Origin of the sequence: Streptomyces sp. NPDC058632 (assembly GCF_042717095.1) — a bacterium.
Lineage (GTDB): Bacteria > Actinomycetota > Actinomycetes > Streptomycetales > Streptomycetaceae > Streptomyces.
This window is the reverse complement of record NZ_JBHXQZ010000033.1, coordinates 1-16,450: the sequence shown is the minus strand read 5'-3', so window position 1 is coordinate 16,450 and position 16,450 is coordinate 1. Positions and strand designations below refer to the sequence as shown.

The 16,450-nt window shown below is 72.4% G+C and carries 18 protein-coding genes; 10 read left to right on the top strand and 8 right to left on the bottom strand.

Annotation, left to right across the window (positions count from 1 at the left end):
• From ACFWVE_RS15005 to ACFWVE_RS14995, 3 genes are read right to left on the bottom strand one after another with little or no spacing between them, the layout of a single operon-like run.
• Positions 1 to 951 (bottom strand): AAA family ATPase, encoded by a 951-nt coding sequence (locus ACFWVE_RS15005; protein ID WP_384013250.1) that lies wholly within the window; start codon positions 949 to 951, stop codon positions 1 to 3.
• Positions 948 to 3,092 carry a trypsin-like peptidase domain-containing protein gene (locus ACFWVE_RS15000; RefSeq protein ID WP_384013247.1) on the bottom strand — a complete coding sequence of 715 codons (2,145 nt, stop codon included), beginning with the start codon at positions 3,090 to 3,092 and terminating at the stop codon, positions 948 to 950. The genes ACFWVE_RS15005 and ACFWVE_RS15000 overlap by 4 nt, the downstream gene beginning before the upstream one ends.
• Positions 3,093 to 3,095: 3 nt before the next feature.
• Complete coding sequence (locus tag ACFWVE_RS14995; RefSeq protein ID WP_384013244.1) at positions 3,096 to 3,524, bottom strand: CU044_2847 family protein; 429 nt, start codon at positions 3,522 to 3,524, stop codon at positions 3,096 to 3,098.
• A gap of 449 nt (positions 3,525 to 3,973) precedes the next feature.
• Here ACFWVE_RS14995 and ACFWVE_RS14990 point away from each other — a divergent pair, with 449 nt between their 5' ends.
• The 3 genes from ACFWVE_RS14990 to ACFWVE_RS14980 all read left to right on the top strand — a co-directional run bounded on the left by ACFWVE_RS14990 (position 3,974) and on the right by ACFWVE_RS14980 (position 7,074).
• Positions 3,974 to 4,831, top strand: coding sequence for an aldo/keto reductase (locus ACFWVE_RS14990; RefSeq protein ID WP_384013371.1), 858 nt, complete (start codon positions 3,974 to 3,976; stop codon positions 4,829 to 4,831).
• 153 nt (positions 4,832 to 4,984) lie between these two features.
• On the top strand, positions 4,985 to 6,754 hold the full coding sequence (locus ACFWVE_RS14985; RefSeq protein WP_384013242.1) for an ABC transporter ATP-binding protein: 1,770 nt from the start codon (positions 4,985 to 4,987) through the stop codon (positions 6,752 to 6,754).
• A gap of 95 nt (positions 6,755 to 6,849) precedes the next feature.
• Positions 6,850 to 7,074 carry a DUF5133 domain-containing protein gene (locus ACFWVE_RS14980; protein WP_384013239.1) on the top strand — a complete coding sequence of 75 codons (225 nt, stop codon included), beginning with the start codon at positions 6,850 to 6,852 and terminating at the stop codon, positions 7,072 to 7,074.
• 19 nt (positions 7,075 to 7,093) lie between these two features.
• On the opposite strand, the gene ACFWVE_RS14975 is transcribed toward ACFWVE_RS14980, so the two are convergent.
• Positions 7,094 to 8,065 carry a GlxA family transcriptional regulator gene (locus ACFWVE_RS14975; protein WP_384013236.1) on the bottom strand — a complete coding sequence of 324 codons (972 nt, stop codon included), beginning with the start codon at positions 8,063 to 8,065 and terminating at the stop codon, positions 7,094 to 7,096.
• 197 nt (positions 8,066 to 8,262) lie between these two features.
• On the opposite strand from ACFWVE_RS14975, the gene ACFWVE_RS14970 reads away from it, so the two are divergent.
• Positions 8,263 to 8,736, top strand: coding sequence for a DUF2269 family protein (locus tag ACFWVE_RS14970; RefSeq protein ID WP_384013233.1), 474 nt, complete (start codon positions 8,263 to 8,265; stop codon positions 8,734 to 8,736).
• A gap of 176 nt (positions 8,737 to 8,912) precedes the next feature.
• Positions 8,913 to 9,134: a hypothetical protein gene (locus ACFWVE_RS14965; RefSeq protein WP_384013230.1), complete on the top strand. Its 222-nt coding sequence runs from the start codon at positions 8,913 to 8,915 to the stop codon at positions 9,132 to 9,134.
• 61 nt (positions 9,135 to 9,195) lie between these two features.
• Here ACFWVE_RS14965 and tgmB read toward each other — a convergent pair whose 3' ends face one another.
• From tgmB to ACFWVE_RS14950, 3 genes are all read right to left on the bottom strand, one after another.
• Entirely contained in the window at positions 9,196 to 10,179 is a 984-nt protein-coding gene (gene tgmB, locus ACFWVE_RS14960) for an ATP-grasp ribosomal peptide maturase (RefSeq protein ID WP_384013227.1), read from the bottom strand.
• Between the two features lie 16 nt (positions 10,180 to 10,195).
• Positions 10,196 to 10,387 carry a putative ATP-grasp-modified RiPP gene (gene tgmA / locus ACFWVE_RS14955; RefSeq protein WP_384013224.1) on the bottom strand — a complete coding sequence of 64 codons (192 nt, stop codon included), beginning with the start codon at positions 10,385 to 10,387 and terminating at the stop codon, positions 10,196 to 10,198.
• 120 nt (positions 10,388 to 10,507) lie between these two features.
• Complete coding sequence (locus tag ACFWVE_RS14950; protein ID WP_384013221.1) at positions 10,508 to 10,834, bottom strand: YkvA family protein; 327 nt, start codon at positions 10,832 to 10,834, stop codon at positions 10,508 to 10,510.
• A 395-nt stretch (positions 10,835 to 11,229) separates the two neighbouring features.
• Here ACFWVE_RS14950 and ACFWVE_RS14945 point away from each other — a divergent pair, with 395 nt between their 5' ends.
• The gene (locus tag ACFWVE_RS14945) at positions 11,230 to 12,375 is read left to right on the top strand and encodes a hypothetical protein (protein WP_384013219.1); all 1,146 of its coding nucleotides are present in this window, start codon (positions 11,230 to 11,232) and stop codon (positions 12,373 to 12,375) included.
• A gap of 94 nt (positions 12,376 to 12,469) precedes the next feature.
• Here the strand turns inward: ACFWVE_RS14945 and ACFWVE_RS14940 are convergent, their stop codons facing one another.
• Positions 12,470 to 13,672, bottom strand: coding sequence for a hypothetical protein (locus tag ACFWVE_RS14940; RefSeq protein ID WP_384013214.1), 1,203 nt, complete (start codon positions 13,670 to 13,672; stop codon positions 12,470 to 12,472).
• A 536-nt stretch (positions 13,673 to 14,208) separates the two neighbouring features.
• Between ACFWVE_RS14940 and ACFWVE_RS14935 the strand changes: the two genes are divergently transcribed.
• The 4 genes from ACFWVE_RS14935 (at position 14,209) to ACFWVE_RS14920 (ending at position 16,399) form a co-directional block, all read left to right on the top strand.
• On the top strand, positions 14,209 to 14,613 hold the full coding sequence (locus ACFWVE_RS14935; RefSeq protein ID WP_384013211.1) for a hypothetical protein: 405 nt from the start codon (positions 14,209 to 14,211) through the stop codon (positions 14,611 to 14,613).
• Positions 14,610 to 15,389, top strand: a complete 780-nt coding sequence (locus ACFWVE_RS14930) for a hypothetical protein (RefSeq protein ID WP_384013208.1) — start codon at positions 14,610 to 14,612, stop codon at positions 15,387 to 15,389. Before ACFWVE_RS14935 ends, ACFWVE_RS14930 begins: the two co-directional genes overlap by 4 nt.
• Positions 15,390 to 15,427: 38 nt before the next feature.
• Positions 15,428 to 15,940, top strand: a complete 513-nt coding sequence (locus ACFWVE_RS14925) for a roadblock/LC7 domain-containing protein (protein WP_384013205.1) — start codon at positions 15,428 to 15,430, stop codon at positions 15,938 to 15,940.
• A gap of 84 nt (positions 15,941 to 16,024) precedes the next feature.
• On the top strand, positions 16,025 to 16,399 hold the full coding sequence (locus tag ACFWVE_RS14920) for a hypothetical protein (RefSeq protein WP_384013203.1): 375 nt from the start codon (positions 16,025 to 16,027) through the stop codon (positions 16,397 to 16,399).
• Positions 16,400 to 16,450 lie beyond the last annotated feature (51 nt).

Here is a 16,450-nt window from a genome sequence, read left to right as displayed (position 1 = left end):
TCACATGGCCCCGGTGAGCTGGTGCAGCACGGCGTCCAGCAAACCCTCGGCGTCCAGATCGACACCGCAGACGCGCAGGAACACGGCATTGAGCAACTGGTCGGTGGCGAGTTCGCCCGGTGCGCGACGGCGCAGGAACGCCTCGATCAGGTCGTCGGCCTCCCGCAGAGCCTCTTCACCGAGGTGCGCGGCGACGATGTCACGCAGCCGCTCCTCGTCGGGGACCGGCAGGTCGAGACGGACGCAGCGGCGCAGGAACGCGGGCGGGAAGTCGCGCTCGCCGTTGCTGGTGATGACGACGACGGGAAACTCGACGCACTGGACGAGCCCCTGCTGGACGACGACGGTTCCCCTGTGGTCGTGGGTCTGGACCGCCACCTCGGACATCTCCTCCGGCAGCCGGGTCAGCTCCGGGATGTCGAACACGCCCTCCTCGAAGACGGTCAGCAGGTCGTTGGGCAGGTCGACGTCGCCCTTGTCCATCTCGTCGATGAGCAGCACGCGCGAAACGGCGGACGGCACCAGTGCCGTACCGAGCGGGCCGAGCCGCACGAACGTACCGATGGACGGTTCGCGTTCGCCGCGGTCCCGGCTGAGGGTGGTCTCGCGCAGCCTGCCGATCGCGTCGTACTGGTAGAGGGCGTCCTTGACGGTGGAGCGGCTGTTGACGGGCCAGCGCAGCAGCTCGCCCAGGCGTAACTCGTGCGCGACCGCGCGGGCGAGGGACGATTTGCCGGTGCCGGCCGGGCCGGTCACCAGCAGGGGCCGGCGCAGATGCAGCGCGGCGTTGACGACGTCGGCGTGCTGCCGCTCGATCAGGTAGGGCAGCTCGGGGCGCATCGACCGGATGGACGTGAAGCGCCGCCAGGGCGGGGCCTGCGGGAGCGTGACGGCGCGGGGCGTGCCGTCGCCGCGGAACAGACGCCACTCGGCTTCAGGAGTGGTTGTCATGCGCTCTCCTGTGGTTCGGTCAGGTGCAGTCGGGGGACGGGGCGGTCGGCGTCGGCCCAGGCGAGAACCGGACGGCCGGGGAACTCGGGTGGACTGGCCTTGGCGTTCGCGCGGTAGGCGCGTACTCCGTCGGGCAGTTCGGGGGTGGCGACCTCCGCCATGCAGGTGACGACGTCGGACGCGGTGTCCCGGACCCGGTCCCAGACCACGACCGGTATGCCCAGAGCCAGGCAGACCTGCACGATGTGGTCCCGCGGGCCGGGTGGTACATCCACGGAGACGCGGACCGTGTCGAGCTGGTTGACAAGCCGGGCGTAGAGGGTCTCCCGGTCCATCGGCTCGGAGACGACGAAGGTCTTGCCCGACTCCAGTCGGCTCCACCGGCTGCGCCAGTGGGACTGGAAGCGCCGGTTCCGGCGCAGGAGTTCCGGACAGTGCACGACCAGGGGGAATTCCACGCCGAGCGTGCCGGGCAGGATCTCGTCCGGGCCCCCCGCCTCCCATTCGTCGACCGGCAGGTCGAGGTTCGCGCGGTCCACGAGCACCTCGACCAGCGGCGGTCGTTCCTCCCCGTCCGCCGGGGTCAGGGAGTCGAGGACGCGCAGCACCTCACGGGCGGCGGCCGACGCCGAGTACAACACGACACTGTCCGCCGACACCTGCCGTGGCCCCGCTCCCTCGTCGCACCAGGTGCGCAGCCGGTAGCGGCCCTGCTCGGCCTGCGTCACCTGCACCAGGACACGGACGCGTGCGGAGCGGTCGCGCACCGCGCGAGACCACTCCTGTGCGTCGGACCGGCGCTCGGCGAGCGCCTCCCGCGCGATGCCGAGCCGCTGGGCCACTCCGTCCGCCCACAGGCGCAGTTCCGCCCGCCGGGGCGCCGGAAGGAGCGCCCCGGCGTACTCCATGACGCGCAGCAGCGCCGGAACCCTCGGCTCTCCCCGGGCGGAACCGCCGTCCCCGGGCAGCGATTCCAGCTGCTCGAGGAGTGCTTCCAGGGTGTCCGCCCCGGGGAGGACGGCACGGCGTGGCAGGGCGGCGCGCACCACTTCGGGAAACCTGCCGAGCACCCCGCGGTCCATGGCCTCCAGGTGCTTGCGCAGCCCGGTGTATTCCTGGGGTGACAGCAGTTTGGGGACGGGGGAGAGGGATCCGGCGGCCAGGACACGGTCGGCGCCGGACGGATCGTCCCGGCGCAGGATCCCGCAGAGCGCCGCGACGGCGCGCGGATGGGTGAGGAGGAAGGTCGCGAACTCCTCGGCGGTGGGCGGAACGATGTCACTGCCGTGGCCGACGCCGCACAGGCGGGCCAGTCGGCGGGCGCAGAGACCACGCCCGTGCGGGGAGGGCAGGATGTCGTCGATCGCCTCGGCCAGCAACAGGAAGGCGGGGCCCTCGGTGTCCATGGGAGCGGGTGTCACCGCGTCCAGAGCACCCAGGGGCCGCAGCTCGGCCTCGACGCGCTGCCAGGGGACGGCCCAGCTGCGCCGGATCAGGTGCTGAGGGCTGTACGGCAGGGCGGTCCCGGTGGCATCCCTCAAAGGCATGAAGTGCGCGACGACGAGGCCGACCACGGCCTGTTCCTGCCGGCACCACACCGGCCCGCCGCTGTAGCCGGGTCCGACGGCCATGCCCGTGGCCTCGCCGTCCAGGTAGGCCAGGGAATCGTGGAGGGAGGCGACGACGAGGCGGGCGAAGGTGGACGCGTGACCACCGCCGTGCCAGGCCCTCACCTTCTGGCCGACCGCCATGGCGGCCCTGCCGGGAGCCGTGGGCAGCGCCCCGGACCGTCCCCCGAGGCGCAGTACCGCCAGATCCCCGAACCACGCCCCGTCCCCCTCGCGGACCGGACCGCCGTCCCTGCCCCGGGGCGGAACCCAGTGCGAGACGCGCACGAGATGGCGTTGCGGCTCGCGGCCGTTGTCGTGCAGTTCCACGCAGATCTGGCTCACTCCGGGAGAACGGGCGTCGAACATGGTTCGCCCCAGAGCGTCATTGATGACGTGGGCGCAGGTCAGCGCAGTCTCGGGGCCGAGTACGACGCCCCCTCCCGCGATCTTTCCGTCGTCGGCCCGCCGGACGGACACCACTCTCGGGGACGGGTCGTCGTCCGGGGCGTCGGCAACCGTGAACCACCCCACGCGTCACTCCGCGGCAGGCGGCGCGGCAGGAGTGGCGGGCGCCGCGGCGTCGGCCGGTTTCCAGCAGGCGGTGACGGTCAGGTGCGCCTGGCCCGTGCTGCCCACGATCCCGAACTTGAGGTCCTGGCCGACCTGGACGCCGAAGCTGACACTGATCTCCGTGGGTGGGTCGGGCACGGCGGTGACGGCGTCGTGCACCTCCTGCAGCAGCGGGCCGAGGGGCTTGAGTGTGCCGCGCAGGGCTCCGGCGGCGAAGCCGGCGACGGTTCGTCCGCCGGCGGCCACCGGAACCGCCGTTCCCATGCCGTCCGGAAGGTCCCCGCCACCGGCGGAGGCCACCGGCCCCGGTACGGGAGCCGGTGCCAGCAGGAACCGGATGGGTGTGCCGTCATCGAGCTCGACGTCGGGTGAAGGTGAAGGCGAAGTGGACACGGTGGGATTGTCCCCGAACGACGGCACCTCACATGCGAACTCGCACCACTCGGTTACCGGATCGATGCAATGACCATCCTGGCCGTTCGAGCCGGACGGCCGGACGGTGCACGACACCGGCCGCGTGCCGCTTCGGCGGGCATCCGGGCACCCTGCGTCCGTCCACCGAACGGGGTGGGCGCCGCGCGCACCGCACGTGAGAGTCGGTAGGTCCCCTCGGGCTGTCCACCCTGCCCCAGGCCGGGCGATTCTGCGCCGACACCTCGGCACGCCGCTCGACCCCCGGGACGAGGGGTGGCGGCGGCCGTGGAGAATCGGGCGGGCCCGATTCAGTGCCCCGCCTGCTGAATGCGTTCGCTTTCTTCTATTGGATTTCGGGCCGTACGGCGACCAGGCTGGTACGCGCTTTCCACCACCGTGAGACGACAGCCGGAAGAGGTCCCGTGCCCATGCACACCCGCCGTATCGGTGATGTCGAGGTCGGTGCCATCGGACTGGGCGCCATGCCCATGTCGATCGAGGGGCGCCCGGACGAGGCCCGCTCCCTGGCCACCCTGCACGCCGCGCTGGACGCCGGTGTCACGCTGATCGACACCGCGGACGCCTACCACCTGGGCGCCGACGAGGTCGGCCACAACGAGACCCTGATCGCCAAGGCCCTCGCCTCCCACGGCCGGGGCGGCGACGTCCTGGTCGCCACCAAGGGCGGTCATCTGCGGCCCGGCGACGGCAGCTGGACGCAGGACGGCAGCCCCGCACACCTGAAGAGGGCGTGCGAGGCCTCGCTGCGCCGGCTGGGCGTGGAGGCCATCGGGCTCTACCAGTTCCACCGGCCCGACCCCCGTGTCCCGTACGCCGAGTCCGTCGGCGCGCTGCGCGAACTGCTGGACGAGGGGAAGATCCGCATGGCCGGTGTCTCCAACGCCGACCCGGAGCAGATCCGGCAGGCCGACGAGATCCTCGACGGCCGGCTGGTCTCCGTGCAGAACAAGTTCTCCCCGGCCTTTCGCTCCAGCGAGCCGGAGCTGCGCCTGTGCGACGAGCTCGGCATCGCGTTCCTGCCCTACAGCCCGTTCGGCGGCATCGCCCGGGCCGGTGAACTTGCCTCGGCCCACGCTCCGTTCGCACGGATCGGCCGCGCGTACGGGGTGAGCGCGTATCAGGTCTGCCTGGCGTGGATGCTCGCCAGGTCGCCGGTCGTCGTACCCATCCCGGGGGCGAGCCGGCCGGAGTCGGTCCGTGACTCGGCGGGCGCCGCCGGCCTCGTCCTGACGGCCGAGGACATCGCGGAGCTGGCCGCCGTCTAGGCGGACGGGAGTTTGACGACAGGGCCTGCACCCACCCCGCCCGTCTCAGGCGCCGGGCGCCACCGACGGAACACCTCACGCGCTGGTGTACTCCTGGCACACAAGGGGAGAAAGCGTTTTCTGAAGAAGGCTCACAGGGGAGGACCACCACCCATGGCGTCGTCGCCGGCAAGACCGCTCGACCACCGCTACCGGGGCGAGCACCCGATCCGCACCCTCGCCTATCTGCTCCGTCCCGACCGCGGCCGGCTCGCCGCCGCGGTCGGTGTCTTCACGGTCAAGCACAGCCCCATCTGGCTGCTGCCGCTGATCACCGCGTCCATCATCGACACCGTGGTGCAGCACCGGCCGATCTCGCAGCTCTGGACCAGCACCGGCGTCATCATGTTCATCCTGCTGGTCAACTACCCCCTGCACCTGCTCTACGTGCGCCTCCTGTACGGCAGCGTCCGCCGCATGGGCACCGCCCTGCGCTCCGCCCTGTGCACGCGGATGCAGCAGCTCTCCATCGGCTACCACTCCCGAGTGAGCGCCGGCGTGCTCCAGGCCAAGGTCGTGCGGGACGTGGAGACCGTCGAACAGATGGTGCAGCAGACCGCGGAGATGGGGCTCGGCGCGACCACCGTACTCATCGGCGGACTGGTCATCATCGGCATCCGCACGCCCGAGTTCCTTCCCGTCTTCCTGGTCGTCGTGCCCACCGCAGCCCTGCTCGTGGCCCGGCTGCGGTCCCGGCTGCGGACCCACAACGAGCACTTCCGGCACGAGGTGGAGACCCTGTCGTCCCGGGTCACGGAGATGACCCGGCTCATCCCGGTCACCCGCGCCCACGGCCTGGAGGGCAAGGCCCTGCGCCGGATGGACGGCACCCTGAACCGGCTGCTCACCTCCGGCATGCGCCTGGACCTGGTCAACGGCCGGTTCGGCTCACTGGCCTGGGTCGTGCTCAACGTGGTGGGCGTCCTCGTGCTGGCCGGCGCTGCGCTGATCTCGTACTACGACGTCTGGGGCGTCACCGCCGGCGACATCGTGATGCTGAGCGCCTTCCTGACCACGCTCACCAACTCCACGACGACGCTGGCGAGCCTGGCCCCGGTCATCACCAAGGGCCTCGAGTCCGTCCGGTCGGTCGGCGAGGTCCTCCAGGCGCCCGAACTGGAGGACAACGAGGGCAAGACGGAGGTCACCGCCCTGCGCGGCGCGGTCACGTTCGAAGGCGTGGGCCACGCCTACCAGCGGGACGAGAGCCCTGCCGTGCGCGACTTCACCCTCGATGTCGCCCCCGGCGAGACCGTCGCCTTCGTGGGCGCCTCGGGCGCGGGCAAGTCCACCGTGCTGAACCTCGTCATCGGCTTCATCCGCCCGACCTCTGGCCGCCTGCTGCTGGACGGCGCCGACATGAACGGCCTCGACCTGCGCACCTACCGGCGTTTCCTGTCGGTCGTGCCCCAGGAGTCGATCCTCTTCGACGGCACGATCCGGGAGAACGTCGCCTACGGCATGGACGACGCCGACGACGAGTCGGTGCGGTCCGCGCTGCGCGACGCCAACGCGCTGGAGTTCGTCGACCGGCTGCCCCGGGGCCTCGACACCCTCGTCGGGGAGCGCGGGGCACGCCTGTCCGGCGGACAGCGCCAGCGCCTCGCCATCGCCCGCGCCCTGATCAGGGACCCCAAGGTGCTCGTCCTCGACGAGGCGACCTCGGCACTGGACACCCGCTCCGAGGCGCTGGTCCAGGAGGCGCTCGCCCGGCTGTTGCGCGGACGGACCACATTCGTCGTGGCGCACCGGCTGTCCACCGTGCGCGGTGCCGACCGGATCGTGGTGATGGCGGACGGCCGGATCCAGGAGGTCGGTACCCACGAGGAACTGCTGCGCCGGGGAGGGGTGTACACCGCGCTGCACAGCGGGCAGGTGGCCTGACGGAATGTTTGCACGCGATGCGGGTAGGCGCAGCCACACACCCAGAGAGAGGCGCCTTCGTGCTGGTACCGGACCTGAAGACCCTTAGGCAGCTGTTGACGCGTTACGCGACACTGCGGATCGCGCAGGCGGAGCGGCCCTCGCCCGTCGCGGCGCGCGAGCTGGAGGACATCACGTACACGCTCTGCGTGATGACGGGAACGGCCGGTATCCGCGAGGCCGTCACCCGCGCGGACGCGCTGCTCGTCCGGGAGCGGACCGCGCCCGACGGCCGGGCCGCGGACCCGGACGGCGAGAACGGCCGCTGCCTGGCCGTGTGACCGGCCGCCGCCCGGTCCGCTACGAGCCGGTGCCCGCGACGGCCCGCCGCCCGTGGAACGCCGACCGGTACGCGTACGGCGTGGTGCCCACCACCTTGCGGAACCGCTCGCGGAACGCCGTGGGCGAGCCGAACCCGGACTGCTGAGCGATGCGCTCGACCGTGCAGTCGCTGTTCTCCAGCAGATACTGGGCGCGCCGCACCCGAGCCCGCAGCAGCCACTGCACCGGCGTGGTGCCCGTCTGCTCGCGGAAACGGCGGCCGAAGGTGCGCTCGCTCATCCCGGCACGCGCCGCCATCGTCCCCAGGGTGACCTCGTGCGCCAGGTTGTCCTCGAGCCACTCGAACAGCGGCTCGAAAGCCGACCCCCGGGGCACGGGCGGCTGCTCGTGCACGATGAACTGGGCCTGCCCGCCCTCCCGTTCCAGCGGCATGACGGACATCCGGGCCGCGTTCGCGGCCACGGCCGAGCCGAGGTCCCGACGGATCATGTGCAGGCACATGTCCAGCGCGGCGGCTGCACCGGCCGAGGTGAGGATCTGCCCGTTGTCGACGTAGAGCACGCCCGGCTCCACCTCGACGTGCGGAAAGGCGCGGGCCAGCCGGTCCGCGGCCACCCAGTGCGTGGTGGCGCGCAGCCCGTCCAGCAGCCCCGCCTCCGCCAGAACGAACGCGCCCACGCACACCGAGGCGATCCGGGCGCCTGCCCCGGCCGCCCGGCGCAGCGCCGCCACGACGGCGGGGGAGAGCGGAGCGGCGCCCTCGGCGCGGCCCGGGACGATGATCGTGTCGGCGTCCGCCAGCGCCTCCAGCCCGCGCTCGACGCGAAGGAACAGCCCGCCGTCCGCCGCCACCTCGGGCGTCTCGGCGCACGGCCGCACCCGGTAGGCGGGCCGGCCGTCGGGCAGCCGCGTCCAGTCGAAGGTCTGCATGGGGGCGGCCATGTCGAAGGGGATGACCCGGTCGAGCAGCAGAATCGCCACGGAGTGCATGAACGCCACGGTAAACGGATTCCCGCCACCCGTGAAAACCGAGGCGGCGGCAGCACTGTGGTGCGGCGGCCGGAGGAAGAGCAGACGGTCGGGCTGGCGGGAATCCGTCGGAAGCTGTCGATCCAGCCCCTGGGGTGAGGTCCGTAGGGCCCCTAGCGTGAGCCCTCACCGCTGATCACGCCAAGGAAAGAGCCCCGGTGACCAAGTTCCTGCTGTCCCTCCACGTCCTCGCCGCCATCCTCGCCGTCGGCCCCGTGACCGTCGCGGCGAGCATGTTTCCGCCGGCCGCGCGCCGCGCCGCCCCCGCCGGGGGCGACGGGCCCGTCGCGACGGCGGTGACCACCGTCGAGGTGCTGCACCGCATCTGCGGGGTCTACGCCCGCATCGGCATCGCGGTACCCGTGCTCGGGCTGGCCACGGCGCTCGCCATGGGCGTCCTGGGCGACGGCTGGCTCGTCACCTCCATCGGCCTGACGGCGGCGGCCGCGGCCGTCCTGATCGCGTTCGTGCTGCCCCGCCAGGACGAACTCGTCGAACAGTTGGCCCAGCACCGGTCCGTCGACCGGCGGGAGACAGTGCAACTGGCCATGTTCACCGGCGTGTTCAACCTGCTGTGGGCAACCGTCACGGTCCTCATGATCGTCCGTCCCGGTTCGACCACGGGCGCCTGACCGGGAGCCGGCACCGGCCCGTGCGTTCCGCCCTCCGGGGGCGCGGTGACCGCCTCTCGTGTGCCGGTCTGCGTCAAGCCGTATGGGTGAATTCCCCCTGAACGATGTCCGGGCGCATACACTCGTCAGTCGCGTCCCCGCCCCGGGGCCGACGAAACAGAGAGGCACGTTGCCGGGTGTTCAAGGAATCCCCCATCTATGACCGACTCGTCACGGAGCGCGGTGATGTGCCCGCACAGGTCCGCAGTGAAGCCGAACGAGTGAACAGGGAACTGGAGCAGGTCATGCGTCCCCTGCAGTCCCCCGGGTACTCCCGGGGCGGCCTCGACCGGCCGCACTCCCCGGGCAACGGCTGGCAGCGCACCGCAGCCCTGCTGCCCGGCCCCAGGCCGCACTGATCCGGGTACCGAACCGGAGGACGTGCCCGTGCCACCACGCCCCCCGCGTGGTGAGGGCCCTTCAGCATGCCCCGGTGCGCGCCTTGTCGTCCTCCGTCGTCTCCTCGGAAACGGGCCGGGCCAGCCACTGGGCGACGGTGTGCGCGATCGGCTGTCCCGTCTCCACCTCGACGAATCCGAACTGCCCCGACTGGTTGCACTCCAGGAACCACCACGTCCCGTCGGCATCCTCGACGAAGTCGAAGGCCCCGTAAGCCAGTTCGGCCTTGCGTAGGTAGGCGCGGACGGAGTCGGCGACGCGCGGCGGTACGTCGACCGGCTCCCAAGGGGCCCCGGGCGGCGCGAAACGCACATCCACCTCCGCCGGCTCGGCGCCAGGGTCGGCGGCCTTGCGGGCGGCCAGCAGTCGCTCGCCCACGGCGGTGAGCCGGATGTCGGCGCGCTTCGCGATTCGCCGCTGGAGCAGTGTCGGTCCGAACGCCACCGCGGCGAAGTCGGTGTCCGGTGCCACCCGGCTGGTCGGTACGGCCCGCGGCGGATCCTGCGGATGCGCTCCGGAGACCGGTTTGACCACCAGGTCCGGGAACCGCTCCGCGAACTCCCGGGCGGCACGCGGGAAGGTCGTGATCACCGTGGCCGGCACGGGCAGACCGCAGCGCTGCGCCAGCCGGAGCTGCCACGGCTTGTGGCGTGCCTGCCGGGCCGCGTCCGGATGGTTCATCCAGCGGGCGTCCGAGCCGCGCAGCATCCCGTAGAGGGCTTGAGCGGCCTCCTCGGTGAGCCAGGGTGACGGCTGGGCCGCCCGCCCGGCCGGGGTGCCCGGCCTGCGCACCCACACGGACCGCAGCCCGCCGATGCTCACCAGTCGCCCACCGGCGGAGAGATGGCCGCGAAAACGGCCGTGGACGTATTCCCCCGAGAGCGAGACGCCGCCGGTCAGATCGGCAGGGTCGAGGCGTACCACCGGAACCCCTGAGCCGTGCAGGTGCACGACCACCATGTCGGCGGTCACATCCTCCTCGCAGGTGAGGATCAGTATGGTCATCGTCCGTAGCCCACGGTCAGTCGTCGAAGTGGGTCTTGGAGCCCGCCGTGGACGTCGTGGTGCCCACCTCTCGCAACAGTGCGTGATCACAGGCTGCCACCCGTCCGTCGGCGAGAACGTTCAACTGCAGTCCGGAGTCGTACACATACGGAGTGGTTACGGCCAACTCCAGTGCCGGACGTGCGTAGTTGAGCGCGAACGGTTGCATCGTCTCTCCCTCGTCGGTGCTGCGCCGACCAGGCGACGGCCCGCTGTGCGCAGCCGCTTGGTCCGCCGACTTGTTTTGGCTTCCAGAGACTTATACGAATCGAACGGGTGGTTGGTTTCCTCACGGAGCGTAGTCGTCGGCGGGTTCGCGATCCGGTCGCCGGGACGTCACTTTGGGTGAACTCGCGCCGAGGGAGCCGCGCATCGAGCGCAACGCGAGCAGCAGCACCCCGATGTCGTCCAGATACACCGGGTCGGGCAACAGGTCGGCCGGCAGGACGAGATAGAGAACCGCGCCCCAGAACGCCCAGCGCGGGCCCGTGGGCAGACCGGCGCGCCGCAGCTCGCGGCGGGTGCGCACCAGCCGCACCGCGACGGCCACGGCGCAGGCGAGCATGGCGGCCGCGGCGACGGCGGCCACGACGAGTACCACGGTGGTGGTGTCCACGGGCTGTCCTCCTCAAGGTGCGGCGGGACACGGTCCCTCCCTCTGGATGCCCGGGAACGGCTCCGGTATGGCACCTGCGGGAGTCGACAAAGTGGCGCAGGTCATACCGGTGGCCCAGCCGAGTGGCCGTGCCGGGCGCGGGCGTCTAGTAATGGTCCACGTAACGTCGCTCACCGTACGTCCGGGGGCGGGGAGCGGCCTGAGTCTTCTTCATGGAGCCGAGCATGACCACCTGCTCATCGACACCCCCGTCGAGTACTTCGGGTCCCTCGAACAACTCGACCGTTTCGACTGCCTCCGAGATACCCGGCGGGACGGACGTGGTCCTCCCGCCGGAGCCACCGCCGCCGCCCCCTCCGACCGCCGGGACGGTTCACGGCACCGGCGGGCTGCGTGTGGACAGCGATTCGGCCCGATCCCTGCGCCCCGACGAGGGGCAGGGCCGGCAGCAGTACGGAGACCCCGTGGGCAACCTGGTGTACGCGGCGGTGTCGGACCGCCCCCTGGACGAGGTCGCCGACCTCATCACGTCGCTGGCCCGCTCACCCGAACACACGCGGGCCGTGGTCGACGTCCTACGGGCCATCGGGGTGAGCCGCTCCGTGGAGGACGTGGCCCGCCTGGTCGCCCTGCTGACCCGTCCGCCCCGCGACGCCGACAGCGCGGACGAGGTGATCCGGGCCGCGGCGGCACACCGTCCGGTGGAGGACGTGACCCGGCTGGTGGCACTGCTGCACAGTGAGCAGCTGGCACCCCACTGCCGTGAGGAGGCACTGCGGGCCGCCGCCTCCGGCCGCTCCGTCGAGGAACTGATCGAGCTGATAGACCGTCTGGCCGCGCAGCCCTCGGCGGACCCCACCGGCCACCCCACGCCCGAACCGTCCCGGCACCAGGACGAGCACGGGAACCCGGCCGGCGTGCACGGAACCCGGAACGGGGCCGGGAACGCCGACGGGAACCGGGACCGGCGCGGGGAGGGGCGTGGGGACGACCGGGAGGACGAGCGCCGGGCGCTGCCGGGGGCGGGCCTCCCGCCCCTGTGCCGCGGCGCACGGGGCGCGGCGGCCCTGCACTCGAGACGGCGGATCCGGCGCCCCCGGGCGCACGCGCAGGTCGTCCGGTCCGTGACCTGGTCGAGCTGGTCCGCCGTGGTGGCCCTCGCCGTGTGCGCGGTGGTCCACTTCCCGCTCCGCGGTGACGGTTCCCCCCTGGTCCCGCACGCCCTCGCGGTCGGCCTGCCGGTGCTCTGCACGGTGCTGGCCCTGATCCTGGTCGTACGCCCCGGAGTGCTCGTCCTGGCGGCGGCGGTCGTGCTGCCGGCCGCCCTGGCCGGGGCCCATGCCTACGGCGGTTCCTTCCCGTCCGCCGCCCTGTCCCGGGCCGTCGGCCTCGCGCTCGCCCCGCAGTGGCTCGCCGGCGCGGCGGCCGTCGTCGCCGCGCTCCTGGCGCTGACGGCCCTGGTCGTCCGGGTGGCGTCCCCGTTCCCCGGCAGGCACTGGGCGGTGTGGCCGGAACCCGGCACACCCCGGATGCCGGACTGACCGCCGTACGGTCCGGGCGCGTTGCCCCGACGCGCGGCCGGCTCCCGGCTGTCCGGCCCTTGCCCGTCCGGCACGGTCCGCCGGGCAGGCCCCCCTACGGACCGGAAGGCGCCGACCGCGCGTCGCCGGCGGGCGGAGCCTGGCGCTCCTTTCCGGCGGATGACGGACGGCGTGCCCTCGGGCCGAACCTCAGGCGCTCGAACGTGCGGGTCAGCTGCTGCACCGGGGACGCAGCCGGCGTGCCGGGCGGCAGAGCCCGGACGCCCGGGCCCTCGGCGGCCTCCCGGTACGCGGCCAGCGCCTCGTGGGCGCTCTCGGCGGCCTCCCGGTACAGGTCGCGGGACTTGGTCATGGCCTCCAGCGCGTCGGTGTACAGGGCGACCAGCCGGCGCTCACGGGCGAGCTCCTCCTCCAGGTTCAGCAGACGCCAGTCCTCCCGCAGCGCGGTCAGCGCCGCCTCGGCGCCGTCCGGCAGCGGACGCGGCAGGACCGCGAACCGGGTCACCACATCGACGAGGTCGGCCGGCCGGGTGCCGTCCAGGAAGACCGCGCGCACCGAGAACTCACCGGCGTCGTAGCCGTCCGGGACCGGGCTGCCGGGCAGGACCACCGCGCCACCGCGCGGCACCTCGACGCCACAGTCGCGCAGCGCCCAGTTCACGACCCGCAGCTGGTGCGGCGCGGCCCGGTGCTCCACCACACGGTGCCGCAGGCCCGGCGGCAGCCAGTGCGCGAGCGGCACCCGGCCACGGTCGTCCGTGGTCATCGCCTCGTGGACGACGACGTGGATGTTCCACCCGCTCCCGTTCGCGCTCCGCGCGCAGTCGCGCATCAACCGCCTCACGGCCTTGTCGTCCTCGGGGAGCGGACTGATCTCTCCCAGCCGCAGCCCCGTGGCGGCGTCGTGGTTCCAGCCCGTGCCCGGTTCGTCCATGGGCCAGAACATGCCGGTGGGGGAGGGCCACATGTGGTCCCACCGCTGTTCGGCCTCGGCGACCAGGATCCACGGCTGACCCTCGCCGATATCGGGTCCGATGCTCAGCCGGGCGCGCACGGTCACCGTGCCGCCGACCCGGACACGGGCCTGGAACACCAGGTCCGGCGCGTCGCCCCGCGGCTCAGGCCCTGCTTCGGGCGGCTCTCCGGGCAGTTCCAGGAACGAGTCGATGTCCCCGCCGTCCTCCAGCCGGCGCAGGGTGCGCCGGAGTACGTCGTGGGCGGCGTTCCCGGTGTGCCGGCCGGCGGTCAGCCAGACGGAGGGCGGGATCACGGGGCGGGCTGTGCGTGAGGTCGGCATGGGTCCAGGGGTGAACGGGGGCACGTACTTCCTGCCATTGTCGTCGCTGTCGGACGGCGGGACCGACACGGGTGGTCCGCCGGGCGGCGTTTCTCGTCCCCGCCACCCGTGTGGCGGGGACCTCATGTGTCACGTGTCAGCCCGTACGTGTCATCCCCGTACGTGTCATCCCGCAGTGTTCTGCGCGCAGGTGTGTGCCGCGCACGGGGTGTGCGCGGCACACACGGGGTGGAGGGCCGTCACTCGTGGTTGCGACAGTACCCCGCGACCACCACGGGTCCGCGCGAGCAGGGCCGGCCCACCATCCGCCGGGGAAAGGCCCTGCCGCGCCCCGCCCCTCCGGAACCCCCCGACGCGACTGCGGGGCCCTTCCGGCGGTCGTGCCGGATCTCAAAAAGCGCCGACCCTACCAGCGCCGAGGGGGGGCATGTCGCATATTCCAAAGGAAAACACCAAAGCCCTCACCTCGATCGAGCACGCAGCGTAGCTTCGACGTCACGTTCGCGGTACAGCCGTGCGATGGAGGGGGATCCGGCGTGCCCGGAATAGACGAGAGTCTGCTGGAAGCCATGCGACTGCCCGGTGCGCGAGGAGCGCTGGTGATCGACTGGATCAGTGGACTCGCGCTGGGTGCGGTGGGCGAGGCGCCGGGAGACGACCCGGAGGCCACGGCGGCGGAGACCGCCGAACTCGCCCGCCTCGCCATGGAGAGCGGCACACTCGCACCGGCCGGCGGCGGGGCGTCCGTCCTGTCGGGCAGGGAACCACCGGTCCAGGACCTGATCCTCACCACCGTCGACGCCTACCACCTGCTCCGGTTCGTGATCACGACCTTCGACAGCACCGTGTTCCTGTACCTGTGGCTCGACCGCAGTGAAGGCAACCTGGCCCTGGCCCGCATCCGGCTGGCCGAGATGGCGGACCGGCTGGTGCTCGGATGACCACCGCGGCAGCCACCGACGGATCGGCGCCCGCCATGCTCGGCAGCCTCGCGGCCGACCGCGCCACCGGCGCTCTCTCCACCGAGTCCGGGGTTTTCTACCTGGCCGCGGGACACGTCGTCCACGTCGAATCCGCGTACAGTCCCGACCTCGGCGATCTGCTCACCCGCAGCGGCGCGCTCCCCGCCGACGGCTGGTGGGAGGCGGTCGAGCGGGCCGGTGCCCGCAACCGCGTCGGCCGCCAGCTCGTGGACAGCGGCCGGCTCACCGCCGGCGCGCTGGAGCTGTGCCACCTGGGCGCGCTCTTCGACGCCGCGTACTTCGCGCTCGCCCAGGACACCGCAGCGCTCCGCTTCAGACCCGAGGCCGCCCACTGGTTCGGAGCGGTCCGTCCCGTCCCGGTGGCCGGCGTGCTGCGCGAGTCGCGGCGCCGCCGTGACCTGCTGGACCGCATCTGGCCCGACCCCGCCGTCGACACCGCCCCGCTCACCCGGGCACCCGGCGCCGACCGGACGGACCTGCCGCCCCGCCGCGGCCGGACTCTCGCCCGGGTCGACGGTGTCAGCACCGCCGCGCAGATCGCCTCGGCCCTCGCGTGCCGCACCTTCCACACCCTCGTCGAGCTGCGCCGCCTGGCCGCCGACGGACTGATCACCCCCGCGCCGCCCCCGCCGGTCGCCTCCGTCCGTCCGGACACCGGCGCATCCGGCGACGCGTGGGACGAGCCCGACACAGCACTGCTGCGACGGCTCCTGGACGCCTTGGAGGCCCTGTGATCCGCGCGCGTCGACAGCGTGCCGAAAGGAGACTGTTCATGGCCGTCGAGACCGACGTGCTGGACGAACTGCGTCGGCTCCGTACCCGAATCCCCCGGCTGGCGGGATCGCTCGCGGCCACCGTCGACGGACTCGTCCTCGCACACGACGTGCCCGACACCGAACCGGAGGGACTGGCCGCGCTCACCGCCGCCGCGCTCGGGGTCGCGTACCGCATGACGGATGCCGCCGCCCGCGGCGAGTTCCGCGAACTGCTGGTGCGCGGCACCCGGGGGTACGTGGCGACCTACGCCGCCGGAAGCACCGCCGTGCTCACCCTGCTCGCCGACGACCGGGTCAACGTGGGCCGGCTGCATCTGGAGGGCAGGCGCAGCGGTGCACGGATCGCGGAGCTGATCGACACCCGGGTCGGTCCGGGCGGGGGCCGGCACGCGGAGCGTGCGGCGCTCGACGCGCACGCCCCGCCGCACCCGGACGCCGACCGCCGGATCGGCACCCTCCCGGTGCGCGCCCCGCAGCGGCCCGCACACCAGCCCCGGCCCGGCGGCTGAACACCGGCTTTTCTCCAGGCCGGCCACCGCGACACGACCTGGCGACCGGCCGGAACAACCATCACGACCGAAAGGACACCTCTCATGGCCAACACCGAGACCTCGCTCAAGGACTGCCTCAGCTCCATCGACGGCGCCACGGCCGCCGCCCTCGTCGACTACACCAGCGGCATGGCGCTCGGCACGATCGGAGGCGGCAAGGACTTCAACCTGGAGGTCGCCGCCGCGGGCAACACCGATGTCGTGCGCTCGAAACTGCGCACCATGGAACTGCTGGGGCTGAAGGAGGAGATCGAGGACATCCTGATCACCCTGGGAAGCCAGTACCACCTGATCCGCCTGCTCAAGGGGCGCGGCGGCAACGGACTGTTCCTGTACCTCGTGCTGGACTCGAACCGTGCCAACATGGCGATGGCCCGCCACCAGCTGCGCCGGATCGAGAACGATCTGGAGGTCTGAGCCAGGACCTGCCCGGGCAGGACGCAGGACGGGCGTGGGCCCTTCGCGCAC